This is a genomic window from Bacillus piscicola, from assembly GCF_022458745.1.
GTDB lineage: Bacteria > Bacillota > Bacilli > Bacillales > Marinococcaceae > Alteribacillus_A > Alteribacillus_A piscicola.
On sequence record NZ_JAJJJF010000001.1, the window covers coordinates 542,961 to 557,865 of the forward strand.

Below are 14,905 nucleotides of genomic sequence, written 5' to 3' on the forward strand. Positions count from 1 at the left end.
GTGGGTGGTTGAGCGTGACGATTTCGTTGCGGCAAGCAATGAAAATAGGTGGATTACGAAAATGTAAAGTGATAGCGGGACACCAGGGATTGGATAGAGAAATGAATGTCGTGACGATAATGGAAGTTCCCGATATTATTCAGTGGTTGAAAGGGAAGGAATTAATGCTTACAAGCATGTATCCACTTAAAGACGATGAACAGGCACAAAAAAAATTAATTAAAGATCTTAATGAGAAAGGGACTGCGGCTTTAGCGATAAAGCCGCATCGCTTTATTGAGGATATTCCAGATATATTAACGGAAGAAGCAGAGAAATATAACTTCCCCATTATTGAAATACCAGAGGAAGTTAGCTATTTGGATATTATTTCTCCTGTAATGAATGTGGTTTTTGATAAAAAAGTTGTCCTTCAAGAAGATTTAGATCAAGCATACCAACTTCTTAATGAAATTTCGCTAAATAAACGAGGCGTTAACCAGTTTCTGCAAACGCTTCATCATCTCCTTAAAAATGACATTTTGATTGAAAGCTTTGTTTCTTATGTAGAAGTACTCGTTGATGATAAATTTTCATTAGCTTCTCTGAAGGAAGAGGAAAAAGAGGAGCTCGAATTAATTCAACGCCCGATTAGGATGAACCGAACTTTAGCCAGTTCAGGTGAGTCGCTCTTTTGCTTGGTTGCGCCGATCATTGTCGATGGACGGTTGTACGGGGCAATTACGAGTATCGATGTTGAAAATCATTACTTGGAAGTGGATATCTCCATTTTAGAACGTGCCGCCACACTGTTATCTCTAGAATTTATGCGTAAAAAAGTTGCTTACGAATTGGAAGAACAGTATAAAAGTGATTTTCTGCGTGATTTGTTCTATGGCCAGGTTCAAAGTGAAGAAGTTATGACGGAAAGAGGAAAATTATACAACTTCGATATCCAGCTTGATTATATTTGTATTTCCGTTCATTTCAGCGTGGATGGTCAAGGAATGAAATTAGTTGCTGACCAAATGAATCAGCTTCAGTTAGTATGTTCCCATGTAGATCGAAGAACGTTAATTGGTACGATGCAAAATGTTATTTATTTGCTACTGCCAACTCGTGAGAAAAAAGAAGAACGCATCAAGCAAGATGTGTTTTTTATATACCAGGAATTACAGAAAAAAACCGATTCCTTTTTATATATGGGAGTTGGGCGATTCCAGCAAGGCCTAAAAGGATTACGCCAAAGTTTTCATCAAAGTGAATTGGCGGTTACCCTTGGACGTATGCTCTTTAAGGATAAAAAATTAGTGTTTTACGATGACTTGGGTGTTTACCGGTTACTTGCTGAAGTTAAAAACATTGGAGAACTAAGAAACTTTTATGAGGAAACTGTCGGGATTTTAGTGGATTATGACGAAAGACATGATTTGGAACTGATCCATTCATTGAAAACGTATTTTCACTTAAATGAATCTTTATCCAAAACAGCAAAAGAGCTGTTTATCCACGTAAATACGATGAAATACAGGCTTCAAAAGATTAAAGCACTGACAGGACTCAGCATGCAGAACTCTGAGGACAAGCTTATGATACAAATTGGTCTCAAAATTCATGATTTCATTAAATATGACTATCGTTTTCGATAAATGAACAACGATATTATTGTTTGAAAAGCCAACGATATCGCCAGAACTTTTTGAGAAAATAAAGATAATAGAAAATACTTCACACAGCAAAAAAGGCGATAGAGGTGGTTGGAATGAACGGATATTCAATGGAAAGAATTCAACGGACACTCGATGCTTTTAACAAAATCGGTCTTACAGATAATGGTCAGGAACGCCTGGCATATACAGCAGAAGAGCAAGAAGTGCAAGCTGTTTTTACCCGTTTTTGTGAACAGGAAGGCATGCAAGTGTCAAAAGATGCAGCCGGGAATATCATTGCCAGAAGAGCCGGGCGCAATGCCGATGTCCCTGCAGTTGCAATAGGTTCGCATCTGGATACAGTTCGTGCCGGCGGTAAATTTGACGGAACAGCAGGGGTGGCGGCGGGACTTGAAGTCGTTCACCGTCTGAACGAACAAGAGATTATGACGGAACATCCAGTGGAAGTAATTGCTTTTGCTGCGGAAGAGTCTGCGCGCTTTGGGACATCTACGATTGGAAGTAAAGTGATGGCTAATATGTATGAACCGGAGAAATGGGAAACACTCAAAGATAAAAACGGTATTCCTTTTCCAGATGCACTTCGAAAAGCCGGCCTTGATTTCGATCGTCTACACGAAGCAGTTCGCTCAGACGAAGAATTGAAAGCGTTTTTTGAACTGCATATTGAACAGGGACCAGAGTTGGAGCATGCTAACAAAGCAATTGGTATTGTCAGTGGCATTGCTGCACCTACCCGGTTTCACATTGAAATCCAAGGAAAGGCCTCACATTCTGGCGCAACGTCGATGGATAGACGCAAGGACGCATTAGCTGCTGCTGCTCGTCTCGTCACAACGGTAGAAGATGCAGCCCGCGCTGAAAAGAAGTTCGGGACAGTAGGTACGGTAGGAGTACTAAATATTGAACCTGGAGCAATGAACGTTGTACCTGGATTTGCCTCTTTACAAGTAGACATTCGGGGTACAAATGTGAAATCGATTCAACGTGTGGTCCACCAACTAAAGTCCAACGTTAACTCGCTGGAGAATGAACGGAATATTGATATCAAATTAGTAAAATTGACGGAAGAAACACCGGTTTTATTGAGTGACCAAGTTCAGGAGCTTTTCAAAAAAGTATGCAAGGACGCAGGGGTTGAGCCAATTATTCTGCCGAGCGGCGCTGGCCATGACGCCATGAACATGGCAAAAAAATGGCCGACCGGTCTTCTATTTATTCCTTGTGAAGATGGACTCAGCCATCATCCAGATGAACATGCAAATATTCAGGATATTGTCGTTGGAACGGACATTCTTGAGCGTGCAGTGAAGGAATCAGCTGGTGTTAGCCTAAAGGAGGCACGTTAAATATGAAACAACATTTCATGCCGATCATCTCCAACCAACAAGTAAGCAGTCGCTATTGGCACATGGTAGTGGACTCGTCACGTCTCACTTCTCCTATTGAACCCGGCCAATTTTTTCATATTCGCTGTTCACAAGGTTCGTTTCCATTCCTGCGTCGACCTTTTAGTATCTATCGTATAAATGAGTCGACGATCGAATTTCTCTACCTCGTTAAAGGGGAGGGAACACAGGAGATGACTCATCTGCAGGCAGGAGAGATGCTGGATGTTGTCGGTCCTTTGGGTGTAGGGTTTTCGTTAGATAAGTCCGCAGACACGATATTGCTTGTTGCCCGAGGCGTTGGGATTGCGACACTCGCAGCACTCGCGCAAGAAGCTGTGGAAAAGAATGTGAAGTGTGCGGCTATCTTATCTGCTCGTTCTAAAGATGATCTTCTCGCTGCTGATCTTTTGCAAGGGTTTGGAGCAGAAGTGTATAAAGTGACAGAAGAAGATGGAACGAGTGACGTCGCGAATGTAGAAGAGATTATCCGAGGCATACTCAAACGCAACAAAATAGACGGTATTTATACGTGCGGGTCAAGACGCCTGTCACGTCTGTCACAAAACATTGCCAATGAATATCACATCCCTGGCGAGATTGCTTTAGAGGAGCACATGGGGTGCGCGATGGGAGCATGTTTTGCATGTGTTTGCGACGTTAAAGAAGATACCGGAGTTAAATCCGTTCGTGTTTGCTTGGAAGGACCTGTTTTTTCACTTGAAAAGGTGGTGTTAGGATGATTGCTCAATTGAATACTGAAATTGTAATCGGCAGCCTAAAACTAAAAAATCCGATCATGCCGGCATCGGGGGCATTCGGTCCGGAGATGAAAGACGCAATTGATTTTAATGAGTTAGGCGCACTCGTGCCGAAAAGTATCACTCGGCTGCCGCAACCGGGAAACCGTACGCCACGAGTATGTGAAACGACTGCGGGGATGATAAATTCGATAGGGATTCAAAGTAAAGGTCTCGACTACTATATGAAGTATACAATTCCTGAGTTTGCTGCTTATTCGGCTCCACTTATTTCTAGTATTTCTGCAGATTCAGTTGATGAGTTTGCTGAGATGAGTGAGGTAATTGGTAATCATCCAGATGTGGATGCACTTGAGTTGAATATTTCCTGTCCTAACTTAAAGGGAAACGGTGAGGCATTTGGAATGAATGCAGAGGTGACGGAATCACTCATTCAAGCGGTGAAAAACGTAACAGATGTCCCGCTGATTGCCAAGCTGACACCAAATGTAACAAGCATTCAAGACATCGCCCTTGCGGCAGAAGCGGGAGGGGCGACAGCCTTAAACGTAGCCAACACACTGCTTGCGATGGCAATTGATACGGAAAGCAGGCGCCCGCTGATTGGAAACATCATGGGTGGGTTTTCAGGACCTGCAGTAAAACCTGTTATTGTAAGGATGATTTATCAAGTTTCGCAAGTGACGAATTTGCCTATCATCGGCTGCGGCGGGATCATGAACGGAAAAGATGCACTGGAAATGATTATTGCAGGTGCTTCGGCAGTTCAAGTCGGCACGGCCAGCTTTATTTATCCAACAGCGATGCCCGACATCCTGGAGGAAATAAAGGACTATATGAAGCGGCACGCAATCTATGATATAAATGAACTTGTGGGAAGCATACAAGTTGATTAACAAGGAGGAACAGCCAGTGACTTGGGATATGAAAATTATAAACGGAACGATCGTGACATCGTCCGATACGTATGAGGCTGATATTTATATTAAAGACAATAGAATTGCGGCCATCACATCGGAATCACTAGCAGGAGAAGCGAAAGAAACCGTTGATGCTTCGGAGAAATATATACTCCCTGGCTTGATTGATACGCATGTACATTCGAGAGATCCTGGCCCGACTTATAAAGAAGATTTTTATCACTCCACAAAGGCTGCTGCAGCCGGAGGCGTGACGACCATATTTGAGATGCCGAATACGACACCGCCAGTGAATAACGCTGAAAACTTTGATTTACAAAATGAGAATTTACAAAGTAAAGCGGTTGTCAATTATGGATTATGGGGAATCTGCCTCGGGCACTTAAACAACCAAAATATAGCAGAACTCCATAAAAAGGGCGTAATCGGGTTCAAGTTTTTCTGGGGATATGCGGTTCACAGCAAAACGTTCCAGCTTATGTATAATTATAAGCCCGGTATGGAGGATGTCATTCCACCATTTCACGATGGAGAAGTATACGAGATGATGGAAGAGGTAGCAAAGACAGGACAGTTGTTTGCCGTTCATGCCGAAAATAATGATCTTATCCAAACATTAACTGCACGTGTCCAAGAACGTGGGGGTAAGTCTTATGAAGATTTGCTTGAAAGCCGTCCCAATCTTGCGGAGGAATTAACCGTCCAAACAGGAATTGAAATGGCGAAAAAAACCGGTGTACGCTTTCATGTACTTCATGTCAGCAGTGGAAAGTCTGTGGACTTTGTTAAGCAAGCGCAGGAAGAAGGATATCCGGTTACCGTGGAAACATGTCCGCATTACTTGTTTCTATCTAATGAGGATTATGACGAAGTCGGACCGCAAATGAAAGTATACCCTCCAGTGAAATATAAAAAAGATCAAGAACGTATTTGGGAAGGCATTCGAGAGGAAACGATTTCACATGTGTGCTCCGATCACGCTCCGCATACGGAAGAAGAAAAAGATGGCGACTTGTGGTCGATTCCTGCTGGAATGTGCGGAGTGGAATCGCTGGTGCCCTTAATGCTCAATGCTGTAAGTGAGGGAAAGTTATCACTATCGCAGGTTGTTCGCGTTTTGGCAGAAGAGCCCGCAAAACTATTTGACATTTACCCAGCAAAAGGAATTTTGCAGCCAGGTGCAGATGCTGATATTACAATTGTTGATATGGAGAAAGAAGCCACCCTTAGACGGGAAAACCTCCATAGTAAAAGCAAAGTTACAGCTTATGATGGGTTCCATATCAAAGGCTGGCCTGTCCAGACAATTGTAAATGGCACCACTGTAATGAAAAACGGTGAAGTGATTGGAGAAGCAGGACAAGGAACACTCGTTACCCCTGTAAGTCATCGGAACGGGACAGTTGCCGAATGAGTGTTGAAAAGCAAGGCAAGTCACCGGAGATTCGAGAGTTAATCCAATCCCATCGTTCCATAAGAAAATTCAAGAATAAAGATATTTCCTGGGAAATTATTGAGGATTTAGTCGAGAGTGCCAGATGGGCACCTTCCTCTCACAATGTCCAAGCTTACAGCATTATTGCCATACAAGATCAAGAGACAAAGAATAAGCTGAGTGAATTGTGTGGAAATCAAGTATATATTGCTCGATGTCCTGTATTTTTTGTTTTTGCTGCGGATTTTTATCGCCATTCTCTTGTTAGTATGAAACACGGTACACCTTTCGAAATGGAAGAAACCGAAAATCTTATTGTCGGTGCAGTAGATACCGCACTTGCTGCGCAAAATTTTCTGCTTACCGCTCGCTCTTATGGTCTTGGCGGAGTTATGATTGGCGGTATTCGTAATGAAGCAGAAAAAGTAGCGGAACTATTAGATTTCCCAAAGTGGACCGTGCCAATTATGGGGATGTGTCTGGGTTATCCTGACCAGCATCCATGGCAAAAACCGCGAATGGTAAAAGAAGCTGTCCTTCATAAAGAGAGATATCAGAAGGACAAGCTAGAGGATCAGATGCAAAGTTATGAAGAGATAACGGAAGAGTATTATACGAATAGAACCAATGGAGTGAAAACTTCCGGCTGGGGCAAGCAGATGTCCGTATATTTATCTACCCCGCGCCGTCCGGAGTTGACTTCATTTATAAAAAAACAAGGTTTTACATTGAAATAATAGACGTAGGCAAACTAGGGGATCCCGCAGATACATGGGGATCCCGTTTGCTTAAAAAAAGATTTTTGATTTTTAATTACATAAGGATGTGACATTTGACGTGAAATTAATAGCTACAGGTGATAGTTTTATCACGAGAAGAGTGCCAGAGAATGATCCGGCATTTAAAGAGTTGGAAGAATGGATAAAAAAAGCTGATGCAAAATTCACAAATCTTGAAACGACTGTCCATCGTCGTGAAGGATATCCAGGAGCTTTTAGCGGCGGTACATGGGCAATGTCAGAACCAGAAGTGCTTGACGATATCCAAGCTTACGGTTTTAACTTATTAAATTGGGCCACCAATCACACATTGGATTATTCTCACGGCGGTCTGGAGGCAACAGAAAGAGAAATGGATAAACGAGGGTTCATCCACGCCGGTGCAGGTAAGACGCTTGCAGCGGCTTCTGAGCCAAGATATCTTGAAACGGCCCAAGGAAGAGTAGCATTAATTGCAGCTACTTCCACGTTTCATGAATCGTGGGTAGCTGGACAGCCGACGGCTCATTTATCCGGACGCCCGGGGATTAATCCGTTACGGCATGAAGAAGTATACCATGTTACATCTAGTCAATTACAAACATTGCAAGAGATTGCAGGTGCTACGTTCATGAACGCCGATGAGGAATTGGCTGTTAAAGAAGGATTTGTTACCAAACAGGAAGGGGATCCTTTTCATTTTGCCGGAAAAGCATTTATAAAAGATGAAAAAACATACCGGACTCGGAGACCGCTGCAAGAAGACCTGGACCGAATAACGGCATCTATTCGTGATGCGAAGTCTCAGGCAGACCTTGTTATACTTAGCCTTCATTCACACGAGATAGAGGGACTCGACAAAAATAAGCCGGCTGATTTTCTCATTGAAGCAGCAAGAGCATGTGTGGATGCTGGAGCAGACGTGATTTTTGGCCATGGCCCACACGTCGTACGTGCGGTAGAAATGTACAAGGGAAAGCCTATTTTCTACAGTCTTGGGAACTTTATTTTCCAAAATGAGACAGTGTCCTACTTACCTGCAGATTTTCTCCAGAAATATGGATTGGACACAGATGCTACTGTTTCAGAAGCAATGGACATACGAAGTGATTATGGAAAAAAGGGCTTAGGAGCCAATCGCTTTGTATGGGAGTCAATCGTTGTAGAGTTGGACTGGGAGAAAGATAAATTCACGGAAATTTCCATGAGTCCGATTGATTTAGGATACGGTCAACCACGTCATAAGCGGGGATGTCCGGCCTTAACAAAAGAGGAAACGGTGCTAAGACGTTTACAAGAGCTATCCGCTGAATTTGGCACGGAAATTAAGATTGAGCAAGGAAAAGGGTATGTAAAAACAGGGAGATAAAATCCTCCCTGTTTATTTTTCATCTATGCTCGTAAGGCCCTTATAATATTGTCCTTTTTCTACATACGTTCTCCTAACACGATCCATTTCCACATAATCTTCTTCTGTCAGTTCACGGACCACTTTGGCAGGTCGGCCTAAAGCTAAGGTGCGTGCAGGGATCACTTTGCCAGGAGGAACCAGACTCCCCGCTCCAATAAAAGCATCTTCTCCGATCTCAGCGTTGTCGAGGATCAGGCTGCCCATTCCAATTAGAGCATTTTTGCGAATGATGGAACTATGTAAGATAACCATATGTCCTATCGTTACATCGTCCTCAATGATCAGAGGATTATCAGGGCTTTGATGTAGGACTGAATTGTCTTGAATACTCACTCTGTTTCCTATTTTTGTGGGAGCCACATCACCACGTATAGCAGTGTTAAACCAGATGCTCGTTTCCTCTCCAATCGATACGTCGCCGGTAATCGTCACATAGTCTGCAATATAAGCAGACTCCGCAATTTTTGGTGTTTTACCTTTGTATGAATATATCATGTTTAGTCCTCCTGAACGGTTATTTTTCACAGCTCTTATATATAAGTTTACCAAAAAAAGTAGTAAAATGAAGGGAGAGCTCTAGAAGAGAGAGGGGAAAGGACGATCACTACATGATGAAGTATTGGTTGAGTGAACGAGCGCGCGGGACAGTGCTCATCATACACGGAGCAGGAGAGCATCACGGACGTTATCAGTGGCTGATTGAGCAGCTGAAGAATCAACGGTTTCACGTTGTTAGCGGCGACTTGCCGGGACATGGCACAACGAGAGGGAAACGAGGGCATATTGACAGATTTGAACAGTACATAGAGACCGTTTACAATTGGTACAAACAAGCGGCTTCCTATGAACTTCCTGTTTTTCTACTTGGCCATAGTATGGGAGGCTTGATCTGTATCCGTTCTCTGATGGAAAAATACATGCCGGTAAAAGGGATTATCCTATCGTCTCCCTGTATCGGCTTATACGAATACCCGAATAAAATAACGGAAGTGGGGACGAAAATGCTGCATCGTCTCACGCCAACACTCACCGCGAAAACGGGTATTACAGCAGAGCGAATAACGAGAGACCCGGAAGTGAGGGCTCTGTATCAACAGGATGAGTTGAACATAAACACGGTGACGGCCCGTTGGTATCAAGAGATGATACGAGCGATGAAAACCTGCCTGCACGAAGCAGAACGATTTCCCGATGTTCCGTTGCTTGTCATGCAGGCGGGGCAAGATTATGTGGTTGATAAACATGCGGCTCACCGCTGGTTTAATCGTCTCCAAACGACAGACCGTTCCTTAAAAGAATGGAAAGGTCTTTACCATGAACTGCTTAATGAACCTGAACGCGAAGTGGTATTTCGATTCATGATGACTTTTATTCACCAGCGACTTTAAATATAGATCAGTTCGTTATGCATTCCATGAGAGATTAACTGTCTCTGTCGAGCACGGTTAACTTACCTGTTTCAGGACAAATGACGAGACCGTGAACGGGTGTATGTTTCGGAAGAAGAGGGTGGCGTCTTACTAATTCTACACTGTTGCGAACATTTTCCTCGACATCATCGAAGCCTTTTAGCCACTTTTCTACATCTACTCCTGCATAGGACACGGTCTCAATGTTGGCCATGTCAATACCACTGGTGGCAGCTTTTTGCATGATAGTATCGGACTCTAAACCGGTCATCCCGCAGCCGTAGTGCCCAATAATCGCGACTTCTTTTGCTTGCAGTTCGTACAAGGATACAATGATGCTTCTCATCACACTACCGAAAGGGTGTGAAATCAAGGCACCCGCATTTTTGATGATTTTTGCATCTCCATTTGCTAAATTGAGTGCTTTTGGAAGTAATTCTATAAGCCTAGTATCCATACAGGTGAGAATGACCAGTTTTTTGTTGGGAAACTTAGAAGTTTGATATTTTTCATACTGTTTTTCGGCTACAAATTGCTTGTTGTGCTCTAGTATATCATCTAACATGGACAACGTTCTTCACTCCTTAGAACAGCCGAAAGGCCGAAATTTTAAAAATATATAATAATCATTAATGAAAGAGGAGTTATTTGTCAAGTAATAGAAAAGGAAGCTTACAGGGAATCATTCCTCTACGGGCACTCGTCGTATTTTCACGGGCGAGCTCGTTAATTCGGGATAAACCTTGACACAGGGCGAAAAAATGCATAAAATATCAAGTATTGACGCAAGAAACATGTGAAAATGAAATAGGTAACAACAATGATGAAGGAATAGTAACGGTGTGCCCGGGTTGAAGAGAGCTGACGGCTGGTGGAAGTCAGACGATGGCTGCTGTGAACTCGCCTTTTAGTTGCAAAGGTGAACGGATTAGTAACCTTTTGCCGCGGTCCCGCGTTATGGACACAAATTTAGAGCGGATATGCTGCTGTTTTACAAGCATGTCAACCAGGGTGGTACCGCGGGAATTTGTCTATACAACCTCTCGTCCCTAATAGAATACTTAGGGATGAGGGGTTTTTGTATGAAATAGAAACTAGCAGATGTATGTACAATTTACAAAAATAGAGGAGGCAGGACGTCGATGGCGTTTTCTCATCAAGATATCGAAAAAAAATGGCAGAAATATTGGGAAGAAAATAAAACGTTCAAAACAAATGACCATACAGATGACAGTCGGAATTTTTATGCACTGGATATGTTTCCGTATCCATCTGGAGCAGGGTTGCATGTTGGCCACCCGGAAGGTTACACAGCAACAGATATTTTATCACGGATGAAGCGGATGCAAGGATGGAATGTTCTTCATCCGATGGGATGGGATGCTTTTGGGCTTCCTGCAGAGCAGTTTGCACTCGATACGGGTAAACATCCTCGGGAATTTACACAAGCGAATATTGAAACATTTAAAAACCAAATAAAATCACTTGGTTTTTCGTATGATTGGAACCGTGAAATAGATACGACGGATCCCGATTACTACAAATGGACACAGTGGATTTTCATTCAGTTGTACAATAAAGGGCTTGCTTACATGGATGAAGTAGCCGTCAACTGGTGTCCTGCTTTAGGAACCGTGCTTGCTAACGAGGAAGTAATCGATGGTCTGAGTGAACGGGGGGATCATCCAGTAGAGCGCCGGCCGATGAAGCAGTGGATGCTGAAAATAACAGAATATGCCGAGCGGCTTCTTGACGATCTGGAAGAGCTCGATTGGCCGGAGAGCGTCAAAGATATGCAACGAAACTGGATTGGTCGTTCGGAAGGGGCCGATGTTTTCTTTGAAATTGACGGGACCTCGGAAACGTTTACCGTGTTTACGACAAGACCGGATACGTTGTTCGGTGCGACTTACTGCGTATTTGCCCCAGAACACGAACTTGTAGGCAAAATTGTGACAGAAGAACAAAAAGAAGCTGTCGAGGCTTATCAAAAAAAGGTAGCAACCAAAAGTGACTTGGAACGGACGGAACTGCAAAAAGAGAAAACAGGCGTGTTCACTGGGGCGTATGCGATCAATCCAGCGAATGGTGAGAAACTCCCAATATGGATAGCAGACTATGTACTGGTCAGTTACGGAAGCGGTGCGATTATGGCTGTTCCTGCCCACGACGAACGCGATTATGAATTTGCGGCAAAGTTTGATCTTCCGATTAACGAAGTGGTGGAAGGCGGCAATGTTGCGGAAGAAGCCTATATTGAGGATGGGCCGCACGTTAACTCCTCCTTCTTAAATGGCCTTCATACTGATGAAGCTATTGTGAAGATGATTGAATGGCTGGAACAAGAAGGCAAAGGAGAACGACAAATTACGTACCGATTACGAGATTGGCTGTTCAGCCGGCAGCGATACTGGGGAGAGCCGATTCCGGTTATCCATTGGGAAGATGGAACAATGAGTACTGTTCCGGAAGAAGAATTACCTCTTGTATTGCCGGATATGGATGAGATTAAACCGTCGGGAACTGGGGAGTCGCCGCTTGCTAATGCTGTTGACTGGCTCGAGGTCACAGATCCGAAGACTGGCATGAAAGGGAGAAGAGAAACGAACACGATGCCGCAATGGGCTGGCAGCTGCTGGTACTACTTGCGTTTTATCGATCCACATAATGAAAAGATGCTTGCTGATCCGGAGAAACTTAAACGCTGGCTTCCGGTAGATATATATATCGGCGGTGCTGAACACGCGGTTCTTCATCTTTTGTATGCTCGTTTCTGGCATAAAGTGCTGTATGATCTTGGAATAGTGCCTACAAAAGAACCATTCCAGCGTCTATACAATCAAGGAATGATCCTTGGAGAAAATAATGAAAAGATGAGTAAATCAAAAGGCAACGTCGTTAACCCGGATGATATTGTTCATTCTCACGGTGCCGATACTCTCCGTCTATATGAAATGTTTATGGGGCCGTTGGATGCTTCTGTAGCTTGGTCAGAAACGGGCCTGGATGGAGCTAGACGCTTCCTTGACAGAGTGTGGAGACTGTACACCGGAGAAGATGGAAAGTTGGACGCTAAGATCCGAAAAGCGGAAGGCAGCGGCACGTTGAGGACGGTTTATCACCAGACAGTGAAAAAAGTAACAGATGATTACACAAATCTTCGCTTTAATACAGCGATTAGCCAGCTGATGGTTTTTGTGAACGAAGCATATAAACAGGAAGTATTGCCAATGGAGTATATGGAAGGCTTTATTAAGTTGTTATCCCCAATTGCCCCTCATTTAGGGGAAGAAATTTGGCAAATGCTTGGTCATGATAACACGATTGCATATGAACCATGGCCTACTTACGAAGAAAGCATGCTCGTTGAAGCTGATATTGAGATTGTCCTTCAGGTTAATGGGAAGGTCCGTGCCAAGGTAGTAGTGCCGAAGGATGCAGATAAAGAGCAATTAGAAACGATCGCCCAGGATCATCCTAAGATTCAGGAAGGAACGGCAGGAAAGACGATCCGGAAAATCATTGCTATTCCAGGAAAACTAGTGAACATCGTTGCAAACTAAATAAAATAAAAAAGAACTGATCTCCTTATCGCTACAACTTGTAACGGAAGGTAAGATCAGTTTTTTTTCGTTCACAGCGAACGTGTGTATTTGTTAATAAGTCTGTTGATAAAACAGATTTTTGTGAATAACGTGTGGGTATAATTGATAGTTATCAACAATAGGGCCGAGAATGCTTACTAAAGCAGGAAAAAAAATTTTTTTATATTTTTATTATTGTATCATGTTTTCCACAGGGTGTGGAAAAATGCTTCATCTATGTTCACTGCTTTCTGAAGCAGATTTTCCAGCCGTGTACCCGGTTGAAAAAGCGCACGTAATATTGAAGCCTCCTGTGTAACCATGAATGTCTAAAATTTCACCACAAAAATATAAGCCTTTTTTGAATTTGGACTCCATGCGTTTCGGGTCAATTTCCTTAATAGACACACCCCCGCCAGTAACAAATGCTTTCTCAATAGAAAGTGTTCCGTTTACTTGAAAGCGAAAGTCGGTAAACAAATTAGCAAGTTCACGCAAGGCGTCATGAGGTATCATATGCAGAACTTGGGTGGGGTCAATACCTGCTTTTTCTAAGTAGAGTATCAGCAAACGCTCAGCAGCCCAGTTTTTTAACGCATTTTTACAAGATTTCATTCCGTCTTCTTTTTTTTGGAAAAGGAGTTTCTGAAATAATTCTTCTGAATGATTGTCTGGGTATAGATGGATACTCATAGACACTGGCTTGCCTTTTGTTTTTTTCATTTCTTTTACGACGAATTGACTGCAACGGAGAGCAATTGGGCCGGAAATACCAAAGTGAGTAAATACCATGTCCCCGCGATGGGTGATGATCCGTTTTCCTTTTTGGTTATAGACGCTTAGAGCAGTATCTGATAAGGACAGACCTTGAAGACGCTTTTCTTTAATAAATGATTCTGCGGAAGTAATCGGCACTTCTGTAGGATAAAGGTCAGTAATCGTGTGGCCGGCTGCTTCTGCCCAAGGGTATCCATCTCCCGTGCTGCCTGTGTGAGGGACAGACTTCCCTCCCGTTGCGATAATAATGCTGTCTGCTTTTAGGAGTTCACCGGTGTCTAACAGCAGCCCCGTCACTCGGTCATTTTCGAAAGAGAGTGAAGCAACTTCCGTTTGCAAGCGGGTGTCAATGTGGAGAGCCTGCATTTTCTGCAACAACGTTTGTACGACCGTGATCGCCTTGTCATTCACCGGAAACATGCGCCCCATGTCTTCTTCTTTTAAGGGAATACCGAGATTCTCAAAAAAATCGATGATGTCTTCATTATTAAAAATAGAGAAAGGACTATACATAAACTTGCCGTTTCCCGGTATATGAGCAATCAATTCTTTTTCTTCCATTCGGTTGGTGACGTTACAACGTCCTCCTCCTGAAATGGCAAGCTTTCTTCCAAGTTTTTTCCCCTTGTCTATGACAAGAACCCTGGCTCCGTGCTCTGCGGCAGATACGGATGCCATTAAGCCTGCTGGACCGCCGCCAACCACTATCACATTATATTTCATCACTTATTCCCTGCCTTTGCTTTAGAAAAACTATGCTAATCATACCAAACGTATCAGATATTCAAAAGTTAGTCAGGACGTGGATACAAA

General features: G+C 43.2%; 12 protein-coding genes and 1 other annotated feature. Of the genes, 9 read left to right on the top strand and 3 right to left on the bottom strand.

Annotated elements, in window-relative coordinates:
- Window positions 1-14 precede the first annotated feature (14 nt).
- From LOR49_RS02610 to LOR49_RS02640, 7 genes are all read left to right on the top strand, one after another.
- Window positions 15-1,628, top strand: a complete 1,614-nt coding sequence (locus LOR49_RS02610) for a PucR family transcriptional regulator (protein ID WP_240374539.1) — start codon at window positions 15-17, stop codon at window positions 1,626-1,628.
- 113 nt (window positions 1,629-1,741) lie between these two features.
- Window positions 1,742-2,998, top strand: a complete 1,257-nt coding sequence (locus LOR49_RS02615) for a Zn-dependent hydrolase (protein WP_240374540.1) — start codon at window positions 1,742-1,744, stop codon at window positions 2,996-2,998.
- Between the two features lie 2 nt (window positions 2,999-3,000).
- Complete coding sequence (locus LOR49_RS02620; RefSeq protein ID WP_240374542.1) at window positions 3,001-3,780, top strand: dihydroorotate dehydrogenase electron transfer subunit; 780 nt, start codon at window positions 3,001-3,003, stop codon at window positions 3,778-3,780.
- Entirely contained in the window at window positions 3,777-4,694 is a 918-nt protein-coding gene (locus LOR49_RS02625; protein ID WP_240374543.1) for a dihydroorotate dehydrogenase, read from the top strand. The genes LOR49_RS02620 and LOR49_RS02625 overlap by 4 nt, the downstream gene beginning before the upstream one ends.
- A gap of 16 nt (window positions 4,695-4,710) precedes the next feature.
- Complete coding sequence (allB, locus tag LOR49_RS02630; RefSeq protein WP_240374545.1) at window positions 4,711-6,132, top strand: allantoinase AllB; 1,422 nt, start codon at window positions 4,711-4,713, stop codon at window positions 6,130-6,132.
- Window positions 6,129-6,890, top strand: a complete 762-nt coding sequence (nfsA, locus tag LOR49_RS02635; protein WP_240374546.1) for an oxygen-insensitive NADPH nitroreductase — start codon at window positions 6,129-6,131, stop codon at window positions 6,888-6,890. The genes allB and nfsA overlap by 4 nt, the downstream gene beginning before the upstream one ends.
- Before the next feature lie 100 nt (window positions 6,891-6,990).
- On the top strand, window positions 6,991-8,280 hold the full coding sequence (locus LOR49_RS02640) for a CapA family protein (RefSeq protein WP_240374547.1): 1,290 nt from the start codon (window positions 6,991-6,993) through the stop codon (window positions 8,278-8,280).
- 12 nt (window positions 8,281-8,292) lie between these two features.
- On the opposite strand, the gene LOR49_RS02645 is transcribed toward LOR49_RS02640, so the two are convergent.
- A complete protein-coding gene (locus LOR49_RS02645; RefSeq protein WP_240374548.1) occupies window positions 8,293-8,817 on the bottom strand; it encodes a gamma carbonic anhydrase in 525 nt (174 codons plus the stop codon).
- Window positions 8,818-8,930: 113 nt separating this feature from the next.
- On the opposite strand from LOR49_RS02645, the gene LOR49_RS02650 reads away from it, so the two are divergent.
- Window positions 8,931-9,710 (top strand): alpha/beta hydrolase, encoded by a 780-nt coding sequence (locus LOR49_RS02650; RefSeq protein WP_338021112.1) that lies wholly within the window; start codon window positions 8,931-8,933, stop codon window positions 9,708-9,710.
- A 34-nt stretch (window positions 9,711-9,744) separates the two neighbouring features.
- Here the strand turns inward: LOR49_RS02650 and LOR49_RS02655 are convergent, their stop codons facing one another.
- Complete coding sequence (locus LOR49_RS02655; RefSeq protein WP_240374549.1) at window positions 9,745-10,302, bottom strand: beta-class carbonic anhydrase; 558 nt, start codon at window positions 10,300-10,302, stop codon at window positions 9,745-9,747.
- A gap of 240 nt (window positions 10,303-10,542) precedes the next feature.
- Window positions 10,543-10,785: a binding site (T-box leader), on the top strand.
- A gap of 88 nt (window positions 10,786-10,873) precedes the next feature.
- On the opposite strand from LOR49_RS02655, the gene leuS reads away from it, so the two are divergent.
- Window positions 10,874-13,294: a leucine--tRNA ligase gene (leuS, locus tag LOR49_RS02660; protein WP_240374551.1), complete on the top strand. Its 2,421-nt coding sequence runs from the start codon at window positions 10,874-10,876 to the stop codon at window positions 13,292-13,294.
- 252 nt (window positions 13,295-13,546) lie between these two features.
- Here leuS and LOR49_RS02665 read toward each other — a convergent pair whose 3' ends face one another.
- Window positions 13,547-14,815 carry a BaiN/RdsA family NAD(P)/FAD-dependent oxidoreductase gene (locus LOR49_RS02665; RefSeq protein ID WP_240374977.1) on the bottom strand — a complete coding sequence of 423 codons (1,269 nt, stop codon included), beginning with the start codon at window positions 14,813-14,815 and terminating at the stop codon, window positions 13,547-13,549.
- Window positions 14,816-14,905 lie beyond the last annotated feature (90 nt).

What these genes read in the sequence shown, in the direction of transcription:
- LOR49_RS02615 (WP_240374540.1), top strand. Translation starts at nt 1,742, where the DNA reads ATGAACGGATATTCAATGGAAAGAATTCAACGGACACTCGATGCTTTT.
- LOR49_RS02620 (WP_240374542.1), top strand. Translation starts at nt 3,001, where the DNA reads ATGAAACAACATTTCATGCCGATCATCTCCAACCAACAAGTAAGCAGT.
- LOR49_RS02625 (WP_240374543.1), top strand. Translation starts at nt 3,777, where the DNA reads ATGATTGCTCAATTGAATACTGAAATTGTAATCGGCAGCCTAAAACTA.
- nfsA (WP_240374546.1), top strand. Translation starts at nt 6,129, where the DNA reads ATGAGTGTTGAAAAGCAAGGCAAGTCACCGGAGATTCGAGAGTTAATC.
- LOR49_RS02645 (WP_240374548.1), bottom strand. Translation starts at nt 8,817, where the DNA reads ATGATATATTCATACAAAGGTAAAACACCAAAAATTGCGGAGTCTGCT.
- LOR49_RS02650 (WP_338021112.1), top strand. Translation starts at nt 8,931, where the DNA reads ATGATGAAGTATTGGTTGAGTGAACGAGCGCGCGGGACAGTGCTCATC.
- leuS (WP_240374551.1), top strand. Translation starts at nt 10,874, where the DNA reads ATGGCGTTTTCTCATCAAGATATCGAAAAAAAATGGCAGAAATATTGG.
- LOR49_RS02665 (WP_240374977.1), bottom strand. Translation starts at nt 14,815, where the DNA reads ATGAAATATAATGTGATAGTGGTTGGCGGCGGTCCAGCAGGCTTAATG.